Below are 23637 nucleotides of genomic sequence, written 5' to 3' on the forward strand. Positions count from 1 at the left end.
TGGATGCCGCGAGAGGCGCGCCAGGCCATGGATGGCCCATCGCGCCGGCCCCCAGAGCAACGATGGAGTGAGGGAACCCGACGCAGTCGGGCCGGATGATGGGGCAAGCCCTTTTGGTTCCTTTTAAGGCGATTGTTAAAAGGGACTCGCCCGGGTGGGCGAAACCAGAAGCACCAACAAAACTCGGCAATCAGCTGGGCTCAAATCCTCTAGCAACACTTAACGCAGACAGAGCCAAACCCATTGCCGCGAAGCAGCCGGCCCGCTCCGCAGCTTGGTGCCGGGCGATGGGCCCGATCCCGCCTGTGATGCCTCGACGCCCCATTTCCCGCCCGCTAGAGTGCCGACTCTCGCGACCGCCCTGGAGCCGGCCCATGCCCTTGCCCGATCTCAACCTGCTGGTCGCCCTGGACGTGCTGCTCGACGAAGGCAGCGTCGCCGGGGCGGCGCGGCGCATGCACCTGAGCGCGCCGGCCATGAGCCGCACCCTGGCGCGCATCCGCGAGGCGGTGGGCGACCCGATCCTGGTGCGCGCCGGTCGCGGCCTGGTGCCCACGCCCCGGGCACTGGAGCTGCGCGAGCAGGTGCGCGACCTGGTGGAGCGCGCCAGCGGCCTGTTCCATGCCGACCAGGTGGACCTGGCCAACCTGGAGCGCACCTTCAACATCCGCACCAACGACATCTTCATGGTCTGCTACGGCGGTCGCCTGTTCGAGCGCGCCCACCGCGAGGCGCCGGGTACGGTGCTGCGCTTCGTCCCGGAGATCGACGGCGACGACGACGCCCTGCGTGCCGGGCGCATCGACCTGATGGTGGGCGCCTCGCTCACCCTGCCGCCGGAGATCAAGTCCCAGGGCCTATTCGAATGCCGCTTCAGCGGCCTGGTGCGCGAGGGCCACCCGCTGCTGGAGGGCCCCCTCGACGTCGAGCGCTTCGCCGCCTGCGAGCACATCAGCGTGTCGCGCCGGGGCCTGGCGAAGGGCCCCATCGACCAGGCGCTGGCGGAACTCGGCCTGTCGCGCAAGGTGGTGATGATCGCCCCCAGCTTCTTCTCCGCCGTGCTGGCGATGCTGGAGTCCGACCTGATCCTGCCGATGCCCGACCCCGTGGTCGCCACCTGCCGGCGCCTCGGCCTGCCCCTGCGCGCCTTCGAGATCCCCCTGCCGCTGGCGACGGTGGGGGTGCGCCAGTCCTGGCACCCGCGCTTCGACAGCGACCCGGCGCACCGCTGGCTGCGCACCTTGATCAAGCGCTGTTGCGAGGACGGCCTGCCCGGCTGATCGAGGCTTGCCCCGACGCGCTGGGCGCTTGTTAAGTCGTGCGTCTAGCGCACTCGTAAATTAGAAATATTGCAATTTTCGGCATGCCATGGCCGCCCATAGACTTTCCGCGTACCCCTGAAACCCGGAAGTCCCCATGTCTTGCATGCACTCGCGCGCCCTCGGAGCACCGCCCCGATGAACGCGCCCCTGTCCCTGCCCCAGGCTGCCGCCAAGCCCGCCGCCGCACCGGTGACGACGCCCTTCGGGCTGCGCATCGTCGTCGGCCTGGTGGGCGTGTTGCTGGCGGTGCTGGTGGCCGGCTTCAACGAGAACGTCACCAAGGTCGCCCTGGCCGATATCCGTGGCGCCATGGGCATCGGCCGTGACGCAGGCACCTGGCTGCTGGCGCTCTACGCCGCGCCCTCGGTCTGCGCCATGGCCTTTGCCCCCTGGTTCTCGGTGACCTTCTCCCTGCGCCGCTTCACCCTCGCGGCCATCGGCGCCTTCATGGTGCTGGGCCTGCTCAGCCCCCTGGCGCCCAACCTGCAGTGCCTGATGGCCCTGCGCGCCCTGCAGGGCCTGGCCGGCGGGGCGCTGCCGCCGATGCTGATGACCGTGGCGCTGCGCTTCCTGCCCGCCAACATCAAGCTCTACGGCCTGGCCGGCTACGCCCTGACCGCCACCTTCGGCCCTGGCCTGGGCACGCCGCTGGCGGCCTTCTGGGTGGAGTTCGTCGGCTGGCGCTGGGCCTTCTGGCAGATCATCCCCCTGAGCCTGCTGGCCCTGGCCGCCGTCGCCTGGGGGCTGCCCCAGGACCCGCTGCGCCTGGAACGCTTCCGCCAGTTCGATTGGCTGGGCCTGCTGCTGGGTTTCCCTGCGCTGTCGATGCTGGTGGTCGGCCTGGTGCAGGGCGACCGCCTGGACTGGTTCGAGTCGCCGCTGATCCGCCTGCTGCTGGGCGGGGGCTCGGTGTTGCTGGTGCTGTTCCTGCTCAACGAATGGAAGCACCCGCTGCCCTTCTTCAAGCTGCAGCTGCTCAAGCTGCGCAACCTCAGCTTCGCCCTGTTCGTGCTGGGTGGCGTGCTCTTCGTGCTGCTCGGGGTCATCAGCGTGCCCTCCGCCTACCTGGCCCAGGTACAGGGCTACCGGCCGCTGCAGAGCGCCCCGGTGTTCCTGGTGGTGGCCCTGCCGCAACTGCTGGCGCTGCCCCTGGTGGCGGCCCTGTGCAACCTGCGCTGGGTGGACTGCCGCTGGGTGCTGGCCTGCGGCCTGGCCCTGCTCGCCGTCGCCTGCTGGCTGGGTGCCGGGCTGACATCGGCCTGGGTGCGCGAGGACTTCTACCTGGTGCAGGCGCTGCAGATCTTCGGCCAGCCCATGGCCGTGCTGCCGCTGCTGATGCTCTCCACCGGCAGCATCACACCGCCGGACGGCCCCTTCGCCTCGGCCTGGTTCAACACCATCAAGGGTTTCGCCGCGGTGCTGGCCGGCGGCGTGCTGGAGGCCCTCGGCACCCTGCGCCTGCACCTGCACTCCACCCAGCTGGTGGACCGCCTGGGCAACGGCCCGCTGCTGGAGGAGGGCGCGCAACTGGCCCGCCGTCTCCACCAGCAGGCCTCGGTGCTGGCCTCCGCCGACCTCTACCTGTGCCTGGCCGTCCTGGCGGCCGCGCTGATCATCGCCATCCCCTTCGTGCCCACGCGCATCTACCCGCCGCGTGCCCCGAGCTAATGGAAGACTCATCATGACCGACACACGCAACCTTACCCCCCTGATCGCCGGCGCCTTGCTGGCCGGCGCCGGCCTCATCGCCTGGAGCGCCTGGCACTTCACCGCCGGCAACCGTGGCGAGGGCACCAACGACGCCTTCGTCCAGGCCGACTTCACCCTGGTGGCGCCCAAGGTCTCCGGCTTCATCGGCGAGGTGCTGGTGGAGGACAACCAGCCGGTGACGGCCGGCCAGCTGCTGGCGCGCATCGACGACCGCGACTACCGCGCCGCGCTGTCCGGCGCCCGCGCCGAAGTAGCCAGCGCCGAGGCCCGCCTGGCCAATGCCCGGGCCACCCTGGAACGGCAGGACGCGTTGATCCGCCAGGCCGAGGCCACGGTGGAGGCGGACCGCGCCGAAATGGAATTCGCCCGTCACGAGCTGGAGCGCTACCAGCACCTGGCCGGGCAGGGCGCCGGCACCCTGCAGAGTGCCCAGCAGGCGCGCAGCCGCTTCGACACCAGCCGTGCACGCCAGGCCGAACACGCCGCCGCACTCTCGGCCACGCGCAAGCAGACCGACGTGCTCGCCGCCCAGCGCGACGCCGCCCAGGCCGCCCTGGAACAGGCCCGCGCCGGCCTCGAACGCGCCGAGCTGGACCTTTCCCACACCGAGCTGCGCGCGCCCATGGACGGCATGGTCGGCCGCCGCGCGGTGCGGGTTGGCGCCTTTGTCAGCCCCGGCCAGGCGCTGCTGGCGGTGGTGCCCCTGGCGCGTGCCTATGTGGTCGCCAACTTCCAGGAAACCCAGCTCACCCACATGCGCCCCGGCCAAGTGGTGCAGGTGACCGTGGACAGCTTCCCCGGCGAGGTGCTGCGTGGTCGCATCGAGAGCATCGCCCCCGCCACCGGCGTGACCTTCGCCGCCATCGCCCCGGACAACGCCACCGGCAACTTCACCAAGGTGGTGCAGCGCATCCCGGTGAAGGTCCGCCTCGACGAGGGCCAGCCCCTGGCCGCGCGCTTGCGGGTGGGCATGTCGGTGGAAGCCGACGTGGACACCCGTGGCGAGCCCGAAGCCCTGGCGGGGGTGAACTGAGATGCGTCGACACGCGACCCTGCTGGTCCTGGCGATGGGCCTCGGCGCCTGCAGCGTCGGCCCGGACTTCACCCGGCCCGACGCCGAGCTGGACGCGAACTGGACCCTGGCCGACGACGCCGACCTGCCGAGCCGCGCACTCCAGGCCGATCTTGAAGAACGCTGGTGGGAGGGCTTCGGCGACCCGCTGCTGGCTTCGCTTATCCACCGCGCCACCCACGAGAACCTCGACCTGCTCACTGCTGCCAGCCGCGTGGAGCAGAGCCGCGCCGCGCGTCGCAGCGTGGCCGCCGGGCAGGCGCCAGCCTTCGATCTCGGTGCCGGCTACAGTCGCGCGCGCAACAGCCAGCGCGGCCTCTCCGACCCCTCCGGCGAGTCGGGCCGCGCGGCCTACAGCCTCTGGCAGGGCGGCCTGGACATGGCCTGGGAGCTGGACCTCTGGGGCCGGGTAAGGCGCGAGGTGGAAGCGGCGGACGCGGGCGTCCAAGTCTCCGAGGAGACCCGCCGGGGCGTGCTGCTGGCGGTGACGGCGGAAACCGTGCGGCGCTACATCGAGCTGCGTGGCGCGCAGAACGCCCTGGCCATCACGTTGCAGAACCTGGAGATCGCCCGGCGCAGCCTGGCGCTGAACCGCACCCGCCTGGCCGATGGCGTCGCCACCCAGCTGGAGGTGGCCGAAGCGGCGGCCCAGGTGGCCAGCCTCGAATCGCGCCTGCCGCCCCTGCGTCAGCGCGAGGCGCAGCTGGCCAATGCCCTGGCCCTGCTGCTGGCGCTGCCGCCCGGCGCATTGCGCGAGGAGCTGGCGGCCCGGGAGGCACCGGCCATTCCCACGGGCCCGGCACGGGTGCCCCTGGGCCTGCCCAGTGAACTGGCCGAGCGCCGCCCGGACATTCGCCGCGCCGAAGCCGCCCTGCACGCCGCCACCGCCGAAATAGGCGTGGCCGAGGGCGACTTCTACCCGCGCATCACCCTCTCCGGCGACCTCGGCTTCCAGGCCCTGCAGCTGGACGACCTGGGCTGGGACGCCCGGCGCTTCGCCTTCGGCCCGGCCCTGAGCCTGCCGCTGTTCGATGGCGGCCGCCGGCGCGGCACCCTGGAGCTGAGCAAGGCCCGCCAGCAGGAAGCCGCCATCGCCTACCGCAGCACGGTGCTCGCCGCCTGGCACGAAGTGGACGACACCCTCGGCGCCTACCAGGCGCAGCAACGCCGCCAGGCCAGTCTGGACCAGGCGGTGGCACACGCCCGCGTGGCCCTCGACAACGCCGAGCGCCAGTACCACCAGGGCACGGTGGACTTCCTCAACGTGCTCAGCGTGCAGAACGCGCTGCTGGCCAACCAGGCCGAACAGGTGGACAGCGCCACCGCCGCCGCCCTGGCGCTGGTGGACCTCTACCGCGCCCTCGGTGGCGGCTGGCAGGCGCTGGAAGGGGAGGGCGCTCCTGGCGCCTGAGGGTGCCGGGCTGCGGGTATGAAGTCGCCCCTGCACAAGGGCACACAGCGCCATGCAGGGCCTGATCGATGCGTAGGGTGGAGGTCGCTCTTTACCTCCACCGAGCGGAGTCAGCCTGGGCGCGACCTGCCATGCCCCCGGGCCAGCCGCTTCGCTAGCTCTACCGAACGGTATGACCTCCCGTCGCCCCTGGCCGTTGCCAGCATTGCGACAGCGGTGGATTCGCATAACCTGCGCCGGTCCGCGGGCCCCTGACCCGCGCCGTTACGCTTTCCTGGGGGACCTCCATGCGTATGAATGTGCGTCGAATCCTCCTGGCCTGGATGCTGGGAGTTGTCGTCGTCGGCCCGACCGTGGCCGCTGAAAACCCGTCCGCGAAACCGGTGATCGGTTCCGCCTCGCAACAGGCCGTGACGGGCCGCCCGCTCAGCGTGCTGTTCGTGGGCAACAGCTACACCTTCTACAACGACCTGCCGCGCATGGTCCGGCAGATGTCCCTCGACGCTGCCCAGCCGCGCCCGCTGGACGTGCGCGACGTCACCTTCGGCGGCGCCAGCCTCGAAGCCCACTGGAACCGTGGTGTGGTGCAGCAGGTGCTGGCCAGCCAGCACTGGGACTATGTGGTGATCCAGGACTTCAGCACCATGCCGGTGGACAACCCCGAGAAGACCCGCAAATACGTGCGCCTGATGGCCGCCGAGGCACGCAAGGCCGGCGCCCAGCCGATCCTCTACCTGACCTGGGCGCGCCAGGCGAACCCGGCCATGCAGGCGCAGCTCGATGCCGTCTACACCGGCCTGGCCAACGAAACCCATTCCCTGCTGGCCCCGGTCGGCCAGGCCTGGAAGCAGGCCCTGGCGGCCACGCCGCAACCGCACCTGTTCATCGAGGACGGCAGCCACCCGAGCTACAGCGGCAGCTACCTGACCGCCTCGGTGTTCTACGCGCTGATCTACGGCGTACAGCCGCCGGCACCGTCCAGCGAGCAGACCGCGCGCCTGGACCACGACAGCAGCAGCGCCCTCCAGGGCTTCGCCTGGAATTCCCTGCAGGCCCAGGACCTGGCCCTGCGCACCGTGCCGGCCGAGCTGCGCAGCCTGCCGATCACCGCCACCCGCTGAGCCGCCCCGCCCCACCCCGCGTCGCCGCGCCATCGGCACGCGGGGCGCTTGCCGGTGCGGTGCGGGGGCGGAATCTGCGACAATCGCGCCTTTGCCACGATTGCCCAGCGCCTGATGACCGACATCGCCTCCCTGCACAAGAACCTCGATCACGCCCTGATCGCCGACCGCCATCGCCTGCGTCGCCAGCTCCACGAGCTGCACAAGAAGCCGGACGAGGCCAAGTTCGCCCAGTGGCTGGAGCGCTTCCAGGCGTCCTGCGCCAAGGTCGAGGCCCGTCGCGCCAGCGTGCCGCGCATGTGCTACGACGACGCCCTGCCCATCGCCGCCAAGCGCGACGAGATCAAGGCCGCGCTGGAGAAACACCAGGTGCTGGTGATCGCCGGCGAGACCGGTTCGGGCAAGACCACCCAACTGCCGAAGATCTGCCTGGAGATCGGCCGCGGCACCCACGGCCTGATCGGCCACACCCAGCCGCGCCGGCTGGCCGCGCGCAGCGTGGCGACCCGCGTGGCCGAGGAGATCGGCACGCCCCTGGGCGAGTTGGTGGGCTACCAGGTGCGCTTCGAGGACCAGTCCAACGAGCGCAGCCTGATCAAGCTGATGACCGACGGCATCCTCCTGGCCGAGACCCAGCACGACCGCCTGCTCGAGCGCTACGACACGATCATCGTCGACGAGGCCCACGAGCGCAGCCTGAACATCGACTTCCTCCTGGGCTACCTGAAGACCCTGCTGCCGCGCCGCCCGGACCTGAAACTCATCATCACCTCGGCGACCATCGACCTGGAGCGCTTTTCCAAGCACTTCGGCGATGCGCCCATCGTCGAAGTCTCCGGCCGCACCTACCCGGTGGACACCTGGTACCGGCCCCTGGCCGCCGAGGTGGACGAGAACGGCGAGCCGCTGTTCGACGACCTGTCGGTGGACCAGGGCATCCTCCGCGCCCTGGACGAGATCGCCGACCACGAGCGCGCCGAGGGCAAGCGCCCGGGCGACGTGCTGGTGTTCCTCCCCGGCGAGCGCGAGATCCGCGACGCCGCCGAGGTGCTGCGCAAGGCCAACCTGCGCCACACCGAGGTGCTGCCGCTCTATGCACGGCTGACCCCGGCCGAGCAGCAGAAGATCTTCGCGCCCATGCCGGGTCGCAAGATCGTGCTCGCCACCAACGTCGCCGAAACCTCGCTGACGGTGCCCGGCATCCGCTACGTGATCGACAGCGGCACCGCGCGCATCAGCCGCTACAGCTACCGCGCCAAGGTGCAGCGCCTGCCCATCGAGGCCGTGTCCCAGGCCAGCGCCAACCAGCGCAAGGGCCGCTGCGGCCGGGTCGAGCCGGGCATCTGCGTGCGCCTGTACAGCGAGGAGGATTTCCTCGGCCGCCCCGAATTCACCGACCCGGAGATCCTGCGCACCAACCTGGCGGCGGTGATCCTGCAGATGCTCCACCTGCGCCTTGGCGAAATCAGCGACTTCCCCTTCATCGAGCCGCCGGACGGCAAGGCGGTGAGCGACGGCTTCACCCTGCTGCAGGAGCTCTCGGCAGTGAACCGCGAGGGCCAGCTCACGCCCCTGGGCCGCCAGCTGGCACGCCTGCCGGTGGACCCGCGTCTGGGCCGCATGGTGCTGGAAGGCGCCAGCCAGGGCAGCCTCGACGAGGTGCTGCTGATCACCAGCGCGCTCTCGGTGCAGGACCCGCGCGAACGGCCGATGGAGCGCCAGCAGGCCGCCGACCAGGCCCACGCGCAATGGAAGGACACCGATTCCGACTTCGCCGCGCTGGTCAACCTCTGGCGCGGCTTCGAGGAGCAGCGCCAGGCGCTGGGCTCCAACGCATTGCGCACCTGGTGCCGCAAGAACTTCCTCAACTACATGCGCCTGCGCGAGTGGCGTGACGCCCACCGCCAGCTGACGCTGATCTGCCGCGAGCTCAAGCTCTCCATCAACAAGGAGCCGGCGGACTACCCGCGCGTGCACAAGGCGCTGCTCTCCGGCCTGCTCAGCCAGATCGGCCAGAAGAGCGAGGACGGCGACTACCTCGGCGCCCGCCAACGGCGTTTCTGGATCCACCCCTCCACCGTGATCGCCAAGAAGCGGCCGCAGTGGATCATGGCCGCCGAGCTGGTGGAGACCACCAAGCTGTTCGCGCGCATGGTCGCCAAGATCGACCCCGACTGGCTGGAACCCCTGGCCGGTCACCTGGTGAAGAAGAACCACCTGGAGCCGCACTGGGAGAAGCGCCGTGGCCAGGTCGTGGCCTACGAGCAGGTCACCCTCTACGGGCTGATCGTGGTCGGCCGGCGCCCGGTGCACTACGGCCCCATCGACCCGCCGGTGGCCCGCGAACTGTTCATCCGCGAGGGCCTGGTGCGGGGCGAGATCCACAGCCGTGCCAAGTGCCTGGCCGCCAACCGCCAGTTGCTGGAACGCCTCGACGAGCTGGAGGCCAAGGCCCGCCGCCGCGACATCCTTGCCGACGAGGAAACCCTCTTCGGCTACTACGCCGCGCGCCTGCCCGAGGACATCCACCAGACCGCCAGCTTCGAGAAGTGGTACGAGCGCGAGCGGGCGAAGAACCCCGAGCTGCTGATCATGCGCGAGGAAGACGTGCTGGCCCGCGAAGCCAGCGAAGTCACCGCCGCGCAGTACCCGGACACCCTGCACATCGGCGAGCTGCAACTGCCGCTGGACTACCACTTCGAACCCGGCCACCCGCGTGACGGCGTGACCCTGCGGGTGCCCGCACCCCTGCTGCCGCAGCTGCCCGCCGAGCGCCTCGACTGGCTGGTGCCCGGCCTGCTGGAAGCCAAGTGCGTGGCCCTGGTGCGCAACCTGCCCAAGGCCATCCGCAAGAACTTCGTGCCGGTGCCGGATTTCGTGAAGGCCGCGCTGGCCAAGCTGGCCTTCGCCCAGGGCTCGCTGCCCGAGGCGCTGGGCCGCGAACTGCAGCGCATGACCGGCGCCCGCGTGCCCGAGGAGGCCTGGGCGGAGGCCGCCGGCCTGCTGGAGCACCACCTGAAGATGAACATCGAGGTGGTCGATGCGCGCGGCAAGTTCCTTGGCGAAGGCCGTGATCTGGCCGAGCTGACCGCGCGCTTCGCCGAGGCCAGCCAGGCCGCCCTGGCCATCCCGCAGAAGCAGGGCGAGCAGCGCCCGGTGGAAGCCAAGGGCTTCGCCCAGGTGGCGGAGAAGACCCAGCAGAAGGTCGCCGGCCTTTCCATGACCGTCTACCCGGCGCTGGTGGAGGAGGGAGGCAGCGTCAAGGAAAGCCGCTTCCCCACCCAGGCCGAGGCCGACTGGCAGCACCGCCGCGCCCTGCAGCGCCTGCTGCTGCAACAGCTGGCCGAGCCGGCCAAGTACCTGCGCGGCAAGCTGCCGGGCCTGACCGAGTTGGGCCTGCTGTACCGCGACATGGGCCGGGTCGACGCGCTGGTGGAGGACATCCTCCTGGCCAGCCTCGACAGCTGCATCCTCGACGGCGAAGCCAGCCTGCCCCGCGACGGCGCGGCCCTGGCCTCGCTGGCGGAGAAGAAGCGCGGCGCCTGGGCCGAGCACGCCGAACGCCTGGCCCGCCTGACCCTGGACATCCTCAAGCTCTGGCATGGCCTGCAGAAGCGCTTCAAGGGCCGCATCGACCTGGCCCAGGCGGTAGCGCTCAACGACATCAAGGCGCAGCTGGGCAACCTGGTGTATCCCGGTTTCGTCCGCGAGACCCCGGCCGAGTGGCTGAAGGAAGTGCCGCGCTACCTCAAGGCCATCGAGCAGCGCTTCGACAAGATCGGCGCCCAACTGCAGCGCGACCGCGTCTGGTCCGGCGAGCTGGCCGGCTACTGGGAGCAGTACCAGGCGCGCCTGGCCAAGCATGCCCAGGAAGGCAAGCGCGACCCCGAGCTGGTGCTGTACCGCTGGATGCTGGAGGAGTACCGCGTGTCCCTCTTCGCCCAGCAGCTGGGGACGAAGATGGCGGTCTCCGACAAGCGTCTCAACAAGCAGTGGACCCAGGTGGAGGGTTGATCCGTGAGTGATGTGCTGTTCGAAATCCGCCCCATGAGCCCCGAGCTGTACCGCGAGAAGACCCGGCGCATCACCATCGGCATCGCCGTGCTGTTCATCGCCCTGGCCATGCTGTTCGCCACCGCCAGCATGCAGCTGTTCGGCACCCCCGGTGGCGACAACTTCCGCTGGAACCTGGCCGGCGTGCTGGCCGGGCTGGCGGTGACCGTGGCCCTGGTGCGCCTGCAGTTCTGGCCGCGCCCGTTCATGGCGTCGGCGGTCTATGGCTGGGGGCTCAAGCGCAGCCTGATGCGCGTCACCAACCTGATGCACCGGGTCAAGGCCGGCGTCGCCGTGAACGACCCGGCGGCGATGAAGCTGCTGCGCTTCTACCACCTGGGCGTGACCCAGATGCACCAGCTGGACGGCAACACCTCCGACCTCAGCCAGATGGTCCGCGAGATCGATGCGCACCGCGAGGCGATGCTGGCCCTGGGGCTCGACCCGGAGCAGGGGCGCCTGGAGCGGGACTGGCTGGACGCGGTCAAGCGCTTCGGCTGAACCGCCGTTTGCCGGGTTCCCGCGTTCGCGGGAATGACGCTCACGAAAGACCCGCCCCGCACTCGTCATCCTCGCGAACGCGGGGAACCACTGGAACAGCATCACCCCACAGGGACGATCCCATGCCTTCCACCCTCGAACTCGTCGCCGACCTGGTGAACCTGATCGCCGTGCTGCTGGCCGCGCGCAACAGCGTGCACACCTGGTCCAGCGGCATCCTCGGCTGCGTGCTGTTCGGCTGGTTGTTCTTCGAATCCCAGCTGTATGCCGACGTCACCCTGCAGGGTTTCTTCATCATCACCAGCGCCCTGGGCTGGTGGGCCTGGTTGCGTGGCAACGCCGGCACCCAACTGCCGGTGAGCCGCACCGCGCCAGGCACGCTGGCGTGGATGGCGGCCCTGGCGGTGGTGGTGGCGCTGGCCTACGGGGCGCTGCTGCACCACTTCACCGACGCCTATGCACCGCTGGTGGATTCCCTGGTGCTGACCTTCAGCGTGCTGGCGCAGCTGCTGCTGATGCGTCGGCGCCTGGAGAACTGGTACGCCTGGCTGCTGGTGAACACCCTGGCGGTGCCGCTCTACGCCTCCCGCGAGCTGTACCTCACCGCCGGGCTCTACACGCTGTTCTGGTGCAACGCCTGGTACGGCCTGTACCGCTGGCGCCGTGAGCTGCGCGAGGCCGCCGCGCCCCTGGCCGGGCAGGAGCCGGCCTGAGATGAACACGACCTTTCGCACCGGCCTGGTGGTGGGCAAGTTCTCGCCGCTGCACCTGGGCCATGAGCGGCTGATCCGCGCGGCCCTGGGGCAATGCGAGCGGCTGTTTCTGCTCTGCTGGTCACTGCCGGAACTGCCGGGCTGCGATGCCGAGCGTCGCGAACGCTGGCTGCGTCTGCGCTTTCCCGGGGTGCAGGCGGAAGTCGTCACCCCGGCACGCATCCAGGCCTGGCGCGAGCAGAGCAAGCGCCTGCCCGACCTGCCCCACAACGACGCCCCCGAGTTCGAGCCGCGCCAGTTCGTCGCCGAGTTCTGCCAAACGGTGTTCGGCACCACGGTGGATGCGGTGTTCACCAGCGAAAGCTATGGCGACGGCTTCGCCGCGCACCTGGCAGGCGTCTTCGGCCACCCGGTGCGGCACGTCTGCGTCGATCAGCAGCGCCTCGCCGTGCCCGTCTCCGGCACCCGGCTGCGCGCCGATCCCCACGGCTTGCGCGGCTTCCTCGCCCCCGAGGTGTACGCCGACTTCGTCGAGCGCATCGTCCTGCTCGGTGGCGAATCCACCGGCAAGAGCAGCCTGGCCATCGCCCTGGCCGCAGCACTCGATGCCCCCTGCGTGGCCGAGTTCGGCCGCGAGCACTGGGTGGCGAAGGACGGCGCGCTGGAATACGACGACCTGCTGCACATCGGCCGTACCCAGGTGGCCCGGGAGGACCAGGCCGCGCTTGAGGCCGGGCGCTACCTGGTCTGCGATACCTCGGCGCTGACCACGCTGTTCTACAGCCACGCGATGTTCGGCCGCGCCGAGGCCGAGCTGGCCACCCTGGCCGAACGCCCCTATGCGCACACCTTCCTCTGCGCCGACGACTTCCCCTTCGTGCAGGACGGCACCCGTCAGGACGAAACCTTCCGCCGCCGCCAACAGGCCTGGTACCACGCCGAACTGCAACGCCGCGGCTGGCGCTATCACGTGCTCAGCGGCCCGCTGGAGGCGCGGGTGCAGCAGGTGCTGGCCCATCTGCGCGACGCCTCCCCGGGCTGAAGCCGGGCTACGGGGCGGCTGCTCCTGTGGGAGCGGATTCATCCGCGATCGATGCCATTGCGATGCACCGTCCCGTAGGTTGGCGCCGAGCGCAGCGAGGCCCAACGCAGCGGAGCCGGGCATTGAAATGTTGGGTTTCGTTCCTCTACCCAACCTACGGTGACCCTTGCCCCGACTAGGTGTCGCTGACATGCAGTGCTTCCCTTTCTACTGGAGATCGAAGGCTATTCCGTCTTGCGTATTACGCGTTGCGTAATATGTTGGCCGGCATGATCAAGTCCTTCGCTTGCAAGCACACACGTCAGCTCTACCCGATGCCCTCCACGTTTTGCGGCGATCCGCCCGCAGGCCGAGCGCAAGCTGCAGATGCTCGAGTCGGCGCTGTCCATCGATTTCCTGCGCTCGCCGCCCGGCAATCGACTGGAGGCCTTGAAGGGCGATCGCGCAGGGCAGTACAGCATCCGCATCAACGACCAGTGGCGGCTGTGCTTTCGTTTCGAGCAGGGCCACTGCCACGACGTCGAGATGGTCGATTACCACTGAGGTGAGAAAAATGCTCAAGAACGGCATGCGCCCCATCCATCCTGGTGAGGTCCTCCGCGAAGAGTTCCTCGTACCGCTGGACATGAGCGTCAATGCGTTGGCCAATGCCCTGCGCGTTCCAGCCACGCGCGTGCACGAGATCGTCAAGGAACGACGCGCCATTTCCGCCGACACCGCGCTGCGACTGGCCCGCTACTTCGGTGGCGAGGCGCAGTCCTGGCTCAACCTGCAGGCCGCTTACGATCTGCGGGTCGCCGAGCTGGACCACGGTGCGGAAATCGAGGCCGATGTGTCCCCTCGCGTCGCCTGACTCGCAGGCTGGATCGTCTACAGGGAAAACCGTCACCGATTCGACAGGGTGCCTTTCCGCTCCCAGGTGGAGTGAATGCTGGCGAGCAAGGGACGGATGGCTTTGGCGCCCCGAAATCCGCGCTGCTATGTTCAATCCGCTGTCCCTGCCGTCTTTCCTTCGGCGACCGTCAATGGAGTGACCCATGAAACTGGCCGAGATTCATGACGACGTGTTCATGTGCAACATCATGGTGTTCGCCGGACATGGCGGGTTCTGCCGGGTCTACCGAAATCGCCCGAGGATGATCACGGTGCCTTCGAACACCACCATCACCTTCTGGTGCCCCGACCAGAGCGGCCAGTTTTCCAGCCTGAGCACGCTGGACAATGACATCGGCAAGCTCATCGACGTGACCAATGGGCTGTCGGAGATGTGCAAGACGATGCGTGCTAGCAACGATCGTCTGCCCGTCACCTACGAAGCCGGTGATCAGATCAAGAACTACGTGCTGATGTCGCCACAGAGTCTGCAGCTAGGTGAGGCTCGCTCCCTGTCAAGGTTGGTGACGGTGCAGCAGAGCGGCATCGGTTCGACCAAGGGCGTGTTCCTGGAGGACCTTCTGTATGAATTCAGCGGCAGGAACTGCCATTGGGCGGCATGTCGCGAAGTGATCAATCTGAGCGATGTCATTATGGAGGGCGGGGAGCTGGTCAGAAACTGACAGGCTCCACAGAAAAAGGCCGCCGCTGGAGTGATCCGGCGGCGGCCTTTTTCGTTGGGCTGGCTCAGGCCACGGCCAGGCGGGCGTCGCGGCGTTTTTCCAGGCGCAGGGCGAAGAGGGCGACCGCAAGGGCGAGGATCGGCAGGCTGGCGGCGGCCCAGGGCAGGGCGATGAGGCCGGGGCCCTGGTCGATGACGCTGCCTCCGAGCCAGGCGCCCAGGGCGTTGCCCAGGTTGAAGGCGGCGATGTTGAAGCTGGCGGCCACGCTCTGGCCGGCACCTTCGGCCTTTTCCAGCACCCAGATCTGCAGTGGCGGCACGGTGGCGAAGCCGGCGACGCCGAGCAGGAAGGTGAAGACGATCACCGCGACCTGGTTTTCCAGCACGAAGCCCATCAGGCCCAGCACCACGGCCAGGGCGGCCATGCTGCCGAGGAGTGCCGGCAGCAGGCGGCGGTCGGCGAGGCGGCCGCCCAGCAGGTTGCCCAGCACCAGGCCGGCGCCGAACACCAGCAGCACCGGAGAGACCGCCGCTTCGCCGAAGCCGCTGACGCGGGTCAGCAGTGGGGCGATGTAGCTGAACACGGTGAACACGCCGCCGAAGCCCAGCACCGTGGTCAACAGGCCAAGCAGCACGGCGGGTCGGCCGAGCACGCGGAAGTCTTCGCGCAGGCTGCTGGGGGCGGGCTTCTCGCGGTCGCGGGGGACGAACAGGGCGATGATCACCAGCGCCACCACACCGACCACGGTCACCGCCCAGAAGGCCGCGCGCCAGCCCATGGCCTGGCCGAGCCAGGTGCCGAAGGGCACGCCGAGGATGGTGGCGACGGTGAGGCCGGTGAACATGACGGCGATGGCCGAGGCGCGGCGGTCAGCGGCCACCAGGCTGGTGGCGACCACCGAGCCGACGCCGAAGAAGGTGCCGTGGGCGAAGGAGGTGAGCACTCGCGCGATCATCAGCGTGGTGTAGTCAGGGGCCAGGGCGCAGGCGAGGTTGCCGAGGGTGAAGATCACCATCAGCGCCAGCAGGGTGGTCTTGCGCGGCCAGCGTGCGCTGAGAGCGGTGAGCAGCGGCGCACCGGCGACCACGCCGAGGGCGTAGCCGGAGATCAGCAGGCCGGCGGCGGAAATGGAGACGCCGAGGTCGCCGCCGACCTCCAGCAACAATCCCATGATGATGAATTCGGTGACGCCGATGCCGAAGGCACCGGCGGTGAGGGCGTAGAGGGCGACGGGCATGATGCGGGCTCCGTGGGTTAGTCGATGGCGGCCAGCTTATCGACGCCCTTTTTGTTGATATAGACTGCCTCCGCGCAAATCACTTGTGAGTTCAAGTCATATGTCCCGGCCCGATATCAACCGCTTCGGCGAGATGGACGTGTTCGTCCGCGTGGTGGAAACCGGCGGTTTCACCACGGCCGCCCGTGCCTGCGGGATGACACCTTCGGCGGTCAGCAAGCTGGTGTCGCGGCTGGAGGCGCGGCTTGGTGCGCGACTGTTCAACCGCTCCACCCGGCGCCTGGGGTTGACGCCGGAAGGCGAGCGCTTCTACCAGCGCAGCCTGGGCATCCTCGCCGACCTCGCCGAGGCCGAGCGCGAGGCCGGGGCCAGTGCGCGGCCCCATGGGCGGGTGCGCATCAGCTGCAACGTGCCCATCGGCCGGCAGTACCTGATCCCGGTGCTGCCGGAGTTCCTCGCCCTTTACCCGGAGGTGAGCCTCGACATCAGCCTCACCGATGCGGTGGTGGACCTGCTGGAAACCCGTGCCGACGTGGCGATCCGCAGCGGTCCGCTGAAGGACTCCGGGCTGGTGGCACGCAAGCTCGGCGACTCGGCTCATCACGTGGTGGCGGCGCCTGCCTACCTGGCCCGCCACGGCGTGCCGGTGACGCCTGCCGAACTGGCCGGGCACAACTGCCTCAACTTCAACTACCAGCGCGCGGGGCGTGACTGGCCTTTCGCGGGCATCGAGGATGAACACGAAGCGCCCCGGGGCAACCTGCTGATCAGCGATGGCGACGCCTTGCGCCATCTGGCCCTGGCAGGGCTGGGGCTGGCGCGGCTTGCCAGCTTCCAGGTGCATGACGACCTCCGCGAGGGGCGCCTGCAGGCGGTGCTGGAGGACTACAACCCCGGCGACAGCAAGCCGATTCACGCGCTGTACGTCGGTCAGGGCGGGTACCTGCCGACACGGGTGCGGGTGCTGCTGGACTTTCTTGCCGAGCGGATGCCCCTTCCCTAAAGAGGTTTCTCCGCCCAGGTGGCGAGGAAGGTCGGCAGGTACCTGTCGATCACGAAGCGCGGGTTCGGCTGGGCGTCTTCGTGGAAGCCGCGCAGCACGAACCCCGCTTCCAGCTGGCCGCCGATCTGCTGCGCCAGGCTGTGGCCGAACACCAGTGCTTCGCCGCGTTCGCGCTTGGCCGCCAGTTCCTCCGGGCCCAGGTCGTCGAGGTCGGAATAGGGCAGGGTGAAGCGCGGCTTGATCAGGCCCCGCTCGGCGTACTGCGGGTCGCGGTCGGCGACGAACACCACCGGGTTGTAGAAGCTCGACAGCAGCCGGCCGCCGGGGCGCAGCACGCGGAAGCATTCGCGCCAGACGGGGCGGATATCCGGCACGTAGAGGTTGGAGATGGGGTGGAACACGCAGTCGAAGCGCGCGTCGGCCAGGGCCGAGAGGTCGCGCATGTCGCCCTGCAGGGTCTCCAGCTGCAGGCCGTCGCGCTCGGCCACCTCGCGGTCGCGGGCGAGCTGCTCGGCGGAGGCATCCAGCACCGGGGCCTGCTGGCCGCCGCCCGAGGCCAGGCAGAGGATGCGCAGCCCGCGCACCTCGGGAAGCCAGCCGGCGGGCAGCGGGCCGGGGGGCAGGCGCACCTGCCAGTCGCCCGCGCGGGCGGCGGCGACGGTGGCGGCGTCCACGGGGCGCGACCATTCGCAGTGCTGCCGGGCCTGGCGGTCCCAGGCGGCGCTGTTGTGTTCGAGGATGTCCGTTGAGGGCTTCTGGCGGGTCATGCGGCGTTCCTTGCGGGGGTGGTCCGAGGGCACAAGGGTGAAGCGCCGTGGCCGGTTTGCAAACCGGAAAGGTGCAGCGGGGGTTCAACCCGGCGGCATCGGGCGTTAAGGTGCGCGGTCAGCAAACGGCAAATGGAGCGCCACGATGAGCCTTCACGGCACCTACGATCCGCAGAACGTCTTCGCCCAGATCATTCGTGGCGAGGCCCCTTGCTACAAGCTCTACGAGGACGACGACGTGCTCGCCTTCCTTGATATCTTCCCGCAGTCCTACGGACACACCCTGGTGATCCCCAAGCGCTCGGCGGCGCGCAACATCCTCGATATCGACCCCGACGCCCTGGCCAAGGTCATGGCCGTGGTGCAGCGCCTGGCCCGCGTGCTGGTGGATGAGCTGGAGCCGGCCGGCGTGCAGGTGGCGCAGTTCAACGGGGCCCCGGCTGGGCAGACGGTGTTCCACATCCACATGCACATCGTTCCGCGTTTCGAGGGCGAGGCCCTGGGCATCCATGCCAGCAAGAAGGCCGATCCGGCGGAGCTGGAGGCGTTGCAGGCGCGTCTGCTCAAGCGCCTCTGACGCCTTGTCTCAGGTTATGGACGGCCGGCCGAGAAGCCGGCCGTTCGCGTCCCGTGGGCGATCGATTTGGCCTTTTTAGCCGCACATAAGCCGATTTTCCCACTCGTCCACCTGTGTCCCGGGTGCCGTGCCGAGCATCTATAACCACAACGAACGGAGGCATTTGTAGGATCAATCCTACCTGCCGGGCGCATTCCAGCCCCGCCGAGCAGCCTTCCAGGCACTCGTGGCGGCGCTGGCCGATGGTCTGACGCAGCGGCGCGGATACCCCGGAAGAGCCCGCGCTGTGGCAGAATTCGCGCCTTGCGGGCGGGGCCGTTGCTATCCTGCGGCGACCCGCGAGAGGAACCCTCCGCCCCGTCGCCGTGAACCGCCCGGCGTGTCTGCACAACAAGGATTCGCTGTTCCACCTCGTCCAGGCGAGGTGACCCATTTCCGACGCTGACCGAGCCTTCGTCCAGCGCCCAACTGCCCAACCGGCTGTGCCTGCCCACAGCCCAGTAACGAGAGGATCGACCGTGCACAACGTCGTGATCAGTGGCACCGGCCTTTACACCCCGTCCCAGAGCATCTCCAACGAAGAACTGGTGGCTTCCTTCAACGCCTATGTCCAGGCCTTCAATGCCGAGAACGCCGCTGCCATCGAGCGTGGCGAGGTCGAGGCGCTGAGCGAATCCAGCGTCGCCTTCATCGAGAAGGCCTCGGGGATCCAGAGCCGCTTCGTGATGGACAAGGACGGCATCCTCGACCCGCAACGCATGGTTCCGCGCATTCCCGAGCGTTCCAACGAAGAGTGGGGCGTGCTCTGCGAAATGGCCGTCGGTGCCGCCAAGCAGGCCCTGGAACGCGCCGGCCGCACCGCCGCCGACATCGACGGCGTGATCGTCGCCTGCTCCAACCTGCAACGTGCCTACCCGGCAGTGGCCATCGAGGTCCAGGCCGCGCTGGGCATCCAGGGCTTCGGCTACGACATGAACGTCGCCTGCTCCTCGGCCACCTTCGGCATCCAGGCGGCGACCACCGCCGTGCAGACCGGCCAGGCCCGGGCCATCCTCATGGTCAACCCGGAAATCTGCACCGGCCACCTGAACTTCCGCGACCGCGACAGCCACTTCATCTTCGGCGACGCGGCCACCGCGGTGATCATCGAGCGTGCCGACCAGGCCACCTCGAAGCACCAGTTCGACATCGTCGGCACCAAGCTGCTGACCCAGTTCTCCAACAACATCCGCAACAACTTCGGCTTCCTCAACCGCGCGGCGGAAGAGGGCATCGGTACCCGCGACAAGCTGTTCGTGCAGGAAGGCCGCAAGGTGTTCCGCGACGTCTGCCCCATGGTCGCCGAGCTGATCGCCGCGCACCTGCAGGAGAACGAGCTGGAGGTCGCCGACGTGAAACGCTTCTGGCTGCACCAGGCCAACCTCAACATGAACCTGCTGATCGCCCGCAAGCTGCTGGGTCGCGACGCCGAGGCCCACGAGGCGCCGGTGATCCTCGACACCTACGCCAACACCAGCTCCGCCGGTTCGGTGATCGCCTTCCACAAGTACCAGGACGACCTGCCCAGCGGCGCCCTGGGCGTGCTCAGCTCCTTCGGTGCCGGCTACTCCATCGGCAGCGTGATCCTGCGCAAGCGTTGATGGCCGCTCCCGCGGACGACGAACTGCTGCCGCGCCTCAGGGCGGGGCAGCAGCGGGCGTTCCGCGAACTCATCGATACCTACCAGGGCGCCATGCGCGCCGTGGCCTTCGCCATCGTCGGCAGCCCCCATGCCGACGAAGTGGTGCAGGACGCCTGGCTCGCCGTGGTGCGCAGCCTGGACGGTTTCCAGCAGCGCTCCAGCCTCAAGACCTGGCTGCTGACCATAGTCGCCAACACCGCCCGCACCCGCCTCAAGCAGAGCCGCCGCGAAGTCCTGCTCGACGATCTGCCCGCGCCCCACGGCACCGTGGATGACACGCGCTTCGCGGCCGACGGCCACTGGTTGGCCGGCCCTGCCACCTGGCACGAAGATTCCCCCGAGGCCCTGCTGGCCGAGGAGGAGCTGCGCGAGTGCCTGGAGAAGACCCTGCTGAGCCTGTCCGACCTGCAGCGCAGCGTGCTGCTGCTGCGTGAGCGCCAGGGCCTGGAATTGCAGGATATCTGTAACCTGCTGGAAGTTTCGCTCTCCAATGTCCGGGTGCTGCTGCATCGCGGGCGCCTCAAGCTGTTCGCCACCCTGGAGCACTTCGAGGAGACAGGCCAATGCTGAACTGCCGGGAACTGGTCGCCCGATCCAGCGACTACATCGACGGCCAACTGGGCTTCGTGCAGCGCCTGGGCGTGCGCCAGCACCTGCTGGTCTGCCCTCACTGCCGGCGCTTCCTCGCCCAGCTCCACCTCACCCGGGACGTGCTCCGGCAATTGCCCGAAGCAACCCCGCCAGGTGCCGAACAACTGGCCGAACGGCTCGCCCGGGCACGCAACGAAGCCCCCTGAGCCAGGTCATCGCGCCGTAACATTTCAGTCGTGTTGTCATATTCGGCGGCGCACCCCTCTGCGACAACTCGCCGCTTCGCTTGGCTGGAAAGTCCGTCCTAGAGCGGTTTTCCCTATATTTCCAATGGCGATGAAAAAGTTCCTTTGTCATAAAACATTTATCTAAAAGCAACTGAGCTGAAATAACCCCCCGCCAACATTCCCCTCCAGCACGAACGAGCCCAACGCTCGGGTGTTTTCCAGCACTAAAGACCAACAGGGGAATCTTCGATGATCCGTAAGCACTTCGCCGGTTTTGCCGCCAGCGCCATGGCTCTGGCCATTTCCGCCCAGGCTTTCGCTGGTACCGTCACCACCGACGGCACCGACATCGTTATCAAGACCAAGGGCGGCCTTGAAGTCGCTACCACCGACAAGTCCTTCGCCTTCAAGCTGGGTGGCCGCCTGCAAGCCGACTACGGTCGCTTCGATGGCCTGTACACCCGCAACGGCGACACCGGCGACGCTGCCTACTTCCGCCGCGCCTACCTGGAACTCTCCGGCATCGCCTACACCGACTGGGCCTACGCCGTTGCCTATGACTTCTCCGAGAACTCCGGCAACAGCAGCGGTGCTGCCAACAGCGGTAACTTCGACGAAGCCTCGATCAGCTACACCGGCTTCAACCCGATCACCATCCGCGTCGGTCGTTTCGACCCCGACTTCGGCCTGGAAAAAGCCACCAGCTCCAAGTGGGTGACCGCTCTCGAGCGTAACGCCATGAACGAAGTGATCGACTGGGCCAACACCCACCAGGACGGCCTCGGCGTTCAGGTCCAGGCGCTGATCAGCAACTACGGCTACGTTTCCACCAGCCTGACCAGCAAGGACGCCAACGACGACGAAGGCGACAGCGTCAAGCAGTTCAACGCCCGTGGCGTGTTCGCCCCGATGGCCGAAGCCGGCAACGTGCTGCACTTCGGCGTGAACTTCGCCCAGCGCAAACTGGACGACGTAGCCGGTGCCGACGTTCGCTACCGCTCCCGTCTGGGCATGCGTGGCGTGGACACCAACGGTGGTAACGCTTCCGGCAACCTTGGCAACCGCGCCGTACTGGCCGGTACCAACTCCGCCACGTCCTTCTGGGATGACGACACCGCCTTCGGCCTGGAAGCCGCTTTCGCCTCCGGCCCGTTCTCCATCCAGGGTGAGTGGATGAAGCGCGAGACCGACTCCGCTGGCGCCCAGTCCGATCTGGAAGCCGATGGCTTCTACGTCCAGGCCGCCTACACCCTGACCGGTGAAGCGCGTGGCTACAAAATGGGCAAGTTCGACGCCATCAAGCCTGCCAACAAGCAGACCGGCGCCTGGGAAATCTACTACCGCTACGACAGCATCTCGGCTGACAACGACGTTGCCGTGCTGGCCGCTGCCAACCAGACCTTCCTGCGTGGTGCCGAAGACACCGAAGCCAAGGTCCACAACATCGGTGTGAACTGGTACGCCAACGAAGCGGTGAAGATCAGCGGCATGTACACCAAGGCCAAGACCGACCACTTCACCAACCGTGTTGGTGATGACAGCGGTGACGGCTTCGTGGTCCGCGCCCAGTACGTGTTCTAAGCAATACCGTTCATCCGCTCCTTCTTGAGCCCCGCTTCGGCGGGGCTTTTTTATGGGCGCGTTTTTCGCGATGTCCGGGAGGGGGCAAGGGGTCGTAGGTTGGGTAGAGGCACGAAACCCAACGATGCGAGGTCCAGCCCCGCTCCATTGGGCCTCGCTGCGCTCGGCGCCAACCTGCGGCGGGGCCCTCTGGGCTCATCGCGGATGAACCCGCTCCCACGGTGGGCGCGTGTGTTTTTGTGGGAGCGGCTTCAACCGCGGAAGAACATCGTCGATGAATTCTCTACGACAGGCTTTTTTTCGCCGACGCCGCAGGCCAGACTGGTCGCCATGCCGATCCAGACCCTTTCCCGCCTTTCAGAAGTCGATGCCTCCAGCTGGGATGCCCTGCTGAAGGACGACCAGCCCTTCCTGCGCCATGCCTTCCTCGCCACCCTGGAGGACAGCGGCAGCATCGGCGGGCGCAGCGGCTGGTGGCCGGCCCATCGCCTGCTGCGTGGCGCAGGCGGCGAGTTGCTCGCGGCGATGCCGGCCTATGTGAAGGCGCATTCCTATGGCGAGTACGTATTCGACTGGGGCTGGGCCGATGCCTGCCAGCGCGCCGGCATCGCGTACTACCCCAAGCTGCTCGCCGCCGTACCCTTCTCGCCGGTGCGGGGTGCACGCCTGCTGGCCCATGACGAGGCGGCTGCAGCGCAACTGCTCGATGAACTGGTGCCCGAGCTGGAGACGGCGGGGCTGTCCGGGCTGCACGTCAACTTCACCGACGCCTTCGCCGATGCCCGCCTGCAAGGCCGCGAGCAGTGGCTGGAGCGCCTGGGCTGCCAGTACCACTGGCACAACCGCGGCTATCGCGACTTCCAGGATTTCCTCGACGCCTTCTCTTCGCGCAAGCGCAAGCAGGTGCGCAAGGAGCGCGAGCAGGTGGCGGGGCAGGGGATCGGGTTCGAGTGGCGCGAGGGCAACGAACTGAGCGAGGCGGAATGGGATTTCGTCTACGCCTGCTACGCCAACACCTATGAGGTGCGCGGCCAGGCGCCGTACCTGACGCGGGTGTTCTTCAGCCTGTTGGCCGAACGCATGCCCCAGGCCATTCGCGTGGTGCTGGCGAAGCAGGGTACGCGGCCGGTGGCCATGGCCTTCTCGTTGATGGATTCGGGGTCGCTGTACGGGCGTTACTGGGGTTGCCTGGCGGAGTTCGACCGCCTGCATTTCGAGACCTGCTTCTACCAGGGCATCGACATGGCCATCGCCGCCGGGTTGCCGCGCTTCGACGCCGGCGCCCAGGGCGAGCACAAGCTGATCCGTGGCTTCGAGCCGGTGATCACCCGCTCCTGGCACTACCTTCTGCACCCCGGCCTGCGCGAGGCGGTGGCGGGCTTCCTGGAGCAGGAGCGCCCCGCGATCCTCGGTTATGCCGAGGAGGCGCGGGGCCTGCTGCCGTATCGCAAGTCGGGGGAGTGAGCCCCCGG

21 protein-coding genes are annotated in these 23637 nt (G+C 68.3%); 19 read left to right on the forward strand and 2 right to left on the reverse strand.

Features of this window, described 5'->3' with window-relative positions; all coding sequences use genetic code 11:
- The first annotated feature begins 374 nt into the window (after positions 1–374).
- The 12 genes from DMX10_RS08075 to DMX10_RS08130 all read left to right on the forward strand — a co-directional run bounded on the left by DMX10_RS08075 (position 375) and on the right by DMX10_RS08130 (position 14501).
- Complete coding sequence (locus DMX10_RS08075; protein ID WP_111260614.1) at positions 375–1280, forward strand: LysR family transcriptional regulator; 906 nt, start codon at positions 375–377, stop codon at positions 1278–1280.
- A 177-nt stretch (positions 1281–1457) separates the two neighbouring features.
- Complete coding sequence (locus DMX10_RS08080) at positions 1458–2990, forward strand: MFS transporter (protein WP_111260615.1); 1533 nt, start codon at positions 1458–1460, stop codon at positions 2988–2990.
- A gap of 13 nt (positions 2991–3003) precedes the next feature.
- Positions 3004–4065, forward strand: a complete 1062-nt coding sequence (locus DMX10_RS08085) for an HlyD family secretion protein (RefSeq protein ID WP_111260616.1) — start codon at positions 3004–3006, stop codon at positions 4063–4065.
- Position 4066: 1 nt separating this feature from the next.
- On the forward strand, positions 4067–5515 hold the full coding sequence (locus tag DMX10_RS08090; protein ID WP_111260617.1) for an efflux transporter outer membrane subunit: 1449 nt from the start codon (positions 4067–4069) through the stop codon (positions 5513–5515).
- 293 nt (positions 5516–5808) lie between these two features.
- Positions 5809–6636 (forward strand): SGNH/GDSL hydrolase family protein, encoded by an 828-nt coding sequence (locus DMX10_RS08095; protein WP_111260618.1) that lies wholly within the window; start codon positions 5809–5811, stop codon positions 6634–6636.
- Between the two features lie 114 nt (positions 6637–6750).
- Positions 6751–10650, forward strand: a complete 3900-nt coding sequence (gene hrpA, locus DMX10_RS08100; RefSeq protein ID WP_111260619.1) for an ATP-dependent RNA helicase HrpA — start codon at positions 6751–6753, stop codon at positions 10648–10650.
- 15 nt (positions 10651–10665) lie between these two features.
- Positions 10666–11190, forward strand: coding sequence for a DUF3087 domain-containing protein (locus tag DMX10_RS08105; RefSeq protein WP_111260664.1), 525 nt, complete (start codon positions 10666–10668; stop codon positions 11188–11190).
- A 122-nt stretch (positions 11191–11312) separates the two neighbouring features.
- On the forward strand, positions 11313–11903 hold the full coding sequence (pnuC, locus tag DMX10_RS08110) for a nicotinamide riboside transporter PnuC (protein WP_111260620.1): 591 nt from the start codon (positions 11313–11315) through the stop codon (positions 11901–11903).
- 1 nt (position 11904) lies between these two features.
- Complete coding sequence (locus tag DMX10_RS08115) at positions 11905–12945, forward strand: AAA family ATPase (protein ID WP_111260621.1); 1041 nt, start codon at positions 11905–11907, stop codon at positions 12943–12945.
- Between the two features lie 366 nt (positions 12946–13311).
- On the forward strand, positions 13312–13488 hold the full coding sequence (locus tag DMX10_RS33560) for a type II toxin-antitoxin system RelE/ParE family toxin (protein ID WP_256604774.1): 177 nt from the start codon (positions 13312–13314) through the stop codon (positions 13486–13488).
- A 10-nt stretch (positions 13489–13498) separates the two neighbouring features.
- Complete coding sequence (locus DMX10_RS08125; protein WP_111260622.1) at positions 13499–13798, forward strand: HigA family addiction module antitoxin; 300 nt, start codon at positions 13499–13501, stop codon at positions 13796–13798.
- Between the two features lie 184 nt (positions 13799–13982).
- The gene (locus DMX10_RS08130; protein ID WP_111260623.1) at positions 13983–14501 is read left to right on the forward strand and encodes a putative adhesin; all 519 of its coding nucleotides are present in this window, start codon (positions 13983–13985) and stop codon (positions 14499–14501) included.
- A gap of 64 nt (positions 14502–14565) precedes the next feature.
- Here DMX10_RS08130 and DMX10_RS08135 read toward each other — a convergent pair whose 3' ends face one another.
- Positions 14566–15738: an MFS transporter gene (locus DMX10_RS08135; protein WP_111260624.1), complete on the reverse strand. Its 1173-nt coding sequence runs from the start codon at positions 15736–15738 to the stop codon at positions 14566–14568.
- Positions 15739–15838: 100 nt separating this feature from the next.
- Between DMX10_RS08135 and DMX10_RS08140 the strand changes: the two genes are divergently transcribed.
- Positions 15839–16741 (forward strand): LysR family transcriptional regulator, encoded by a 903-nt coding sequence (locus tag DMX10_RS08140; protein ID WP_111260625.1) that lies wholly within the window; start codon positions 15839–15841, stop codon positions 16739–16741.
- On the opposite strand, the gene DMX10_RS08145 is transcribed toward DMX10_RS08140, so the two are convergent.
- A complete protein-coding gene (locus DMX10_RS08145) occupies positions 16738–17508 on the reverse strand; it encodes a class I SAM-dependent methyltransferase (RefSeq protein ID WP_111260626.1) in 771 nt (256 codons plus the stop codon). The two genes, DMX10_RS08140 and DMX10_RS08145, sit on opposite strands and share 4 nt — an antisense overlap.
- 145 nt (positions 17509–17653) lie before the next feature.
- Between DMX10_RS08145 and DMX10_RS08150 the strand changes: the two genes are divergently transcribed.
- The 6 genes from DMX10_RS08150 (at position 17654) to DMX10_RS08175 (ending at position 23629) form a co-directional block, all read left to right on the forward strand.
- Positions 17654–18085 carry an HIT family protein gene (locus DMX10_RS08150; RefSeq protein WP_111260627.1) on the forward strand — a complete coding sequence of 144 codons (432 nt, stop codon included), beginning with the start codon at positions 17654–17656 and terminating at the stop codon, positions 18083–18085.
- A gap of 518 nt (positions 18086–18603) precedes the next feature.
- Positions 18604–19725: a beta-ketoacyl-ACP synthase III gene (locus tag DMX10_RS08155; protein ID WP_111260628.1), complete on the forward strand. Its 1122-nt coding sequence runs from the start codon at positions 18604–18606 to the stop codon at positions 19723–19725.
- Complete coding sequence (locus tag DMX10_RS08160) at positions 19725–20336, forward strand: RNA polymerase sigma factor (protein WP_111260629.1); 612 nt, start codon at positions 19725–19727, stop codon at positions 20334–20336. The genes DMX10_RS08155 and DMX10_RS08160 overlap by 1 nt, the downstream gene beginning before the upstream one ends.
- The gene (locus DMX10_RS08165) at positions 20330–20563 is read left to right on the forward strand and encodes an anti-sigma factor (protein WP_111260630.1); all 234 of its coding nucleotides are present in this window, start codon (positions 20330–20332) and stop codon (positions 20561–20563) included. The genes DMX10_RS08160 and DMX10_RS08165 overlap by 7 nt, the downstream gene beginning before the upstream one ends.
- A 270-nt stretch (positions 20564–20833) precedes the next feature.
- Positions 20834–22165: an OprO/OprP family phosphate-selective porin gene (locus DMX10_RS08170; protein ID WP_111260631.1), complete on the forward strand. Its 1332-nt coding sequence runs from the start codon at positions 20834–20836 to the stop codon at positions 22163–22165.
- 330 nt (positions 22166–22495) lie between these two features.
- Positions 22496–23629: a GNAT family N-acetyltransferase gene (locus DMX10_RS08175; RefSeq protein ID WP_111260632.1), complete on the forward strand. Its 1134-nt coding sequence runs from the start codon at positions 22496–22498 to the stop codon at positions 23627–23629.
- Positions 23630–23637 lie beyond the last annotated feature (8 nt).

This window comes from Pseudomonas sp. 57B-090624 (assembly GCF_003234055.1).
Classification (GTDB): Bacteria; Pseudomonadota; Gammaproteobacteria; order Pseudomonadales; family Pseudomonadaceae; genus Metapseudomonas; species Metapseudomonas tohonis.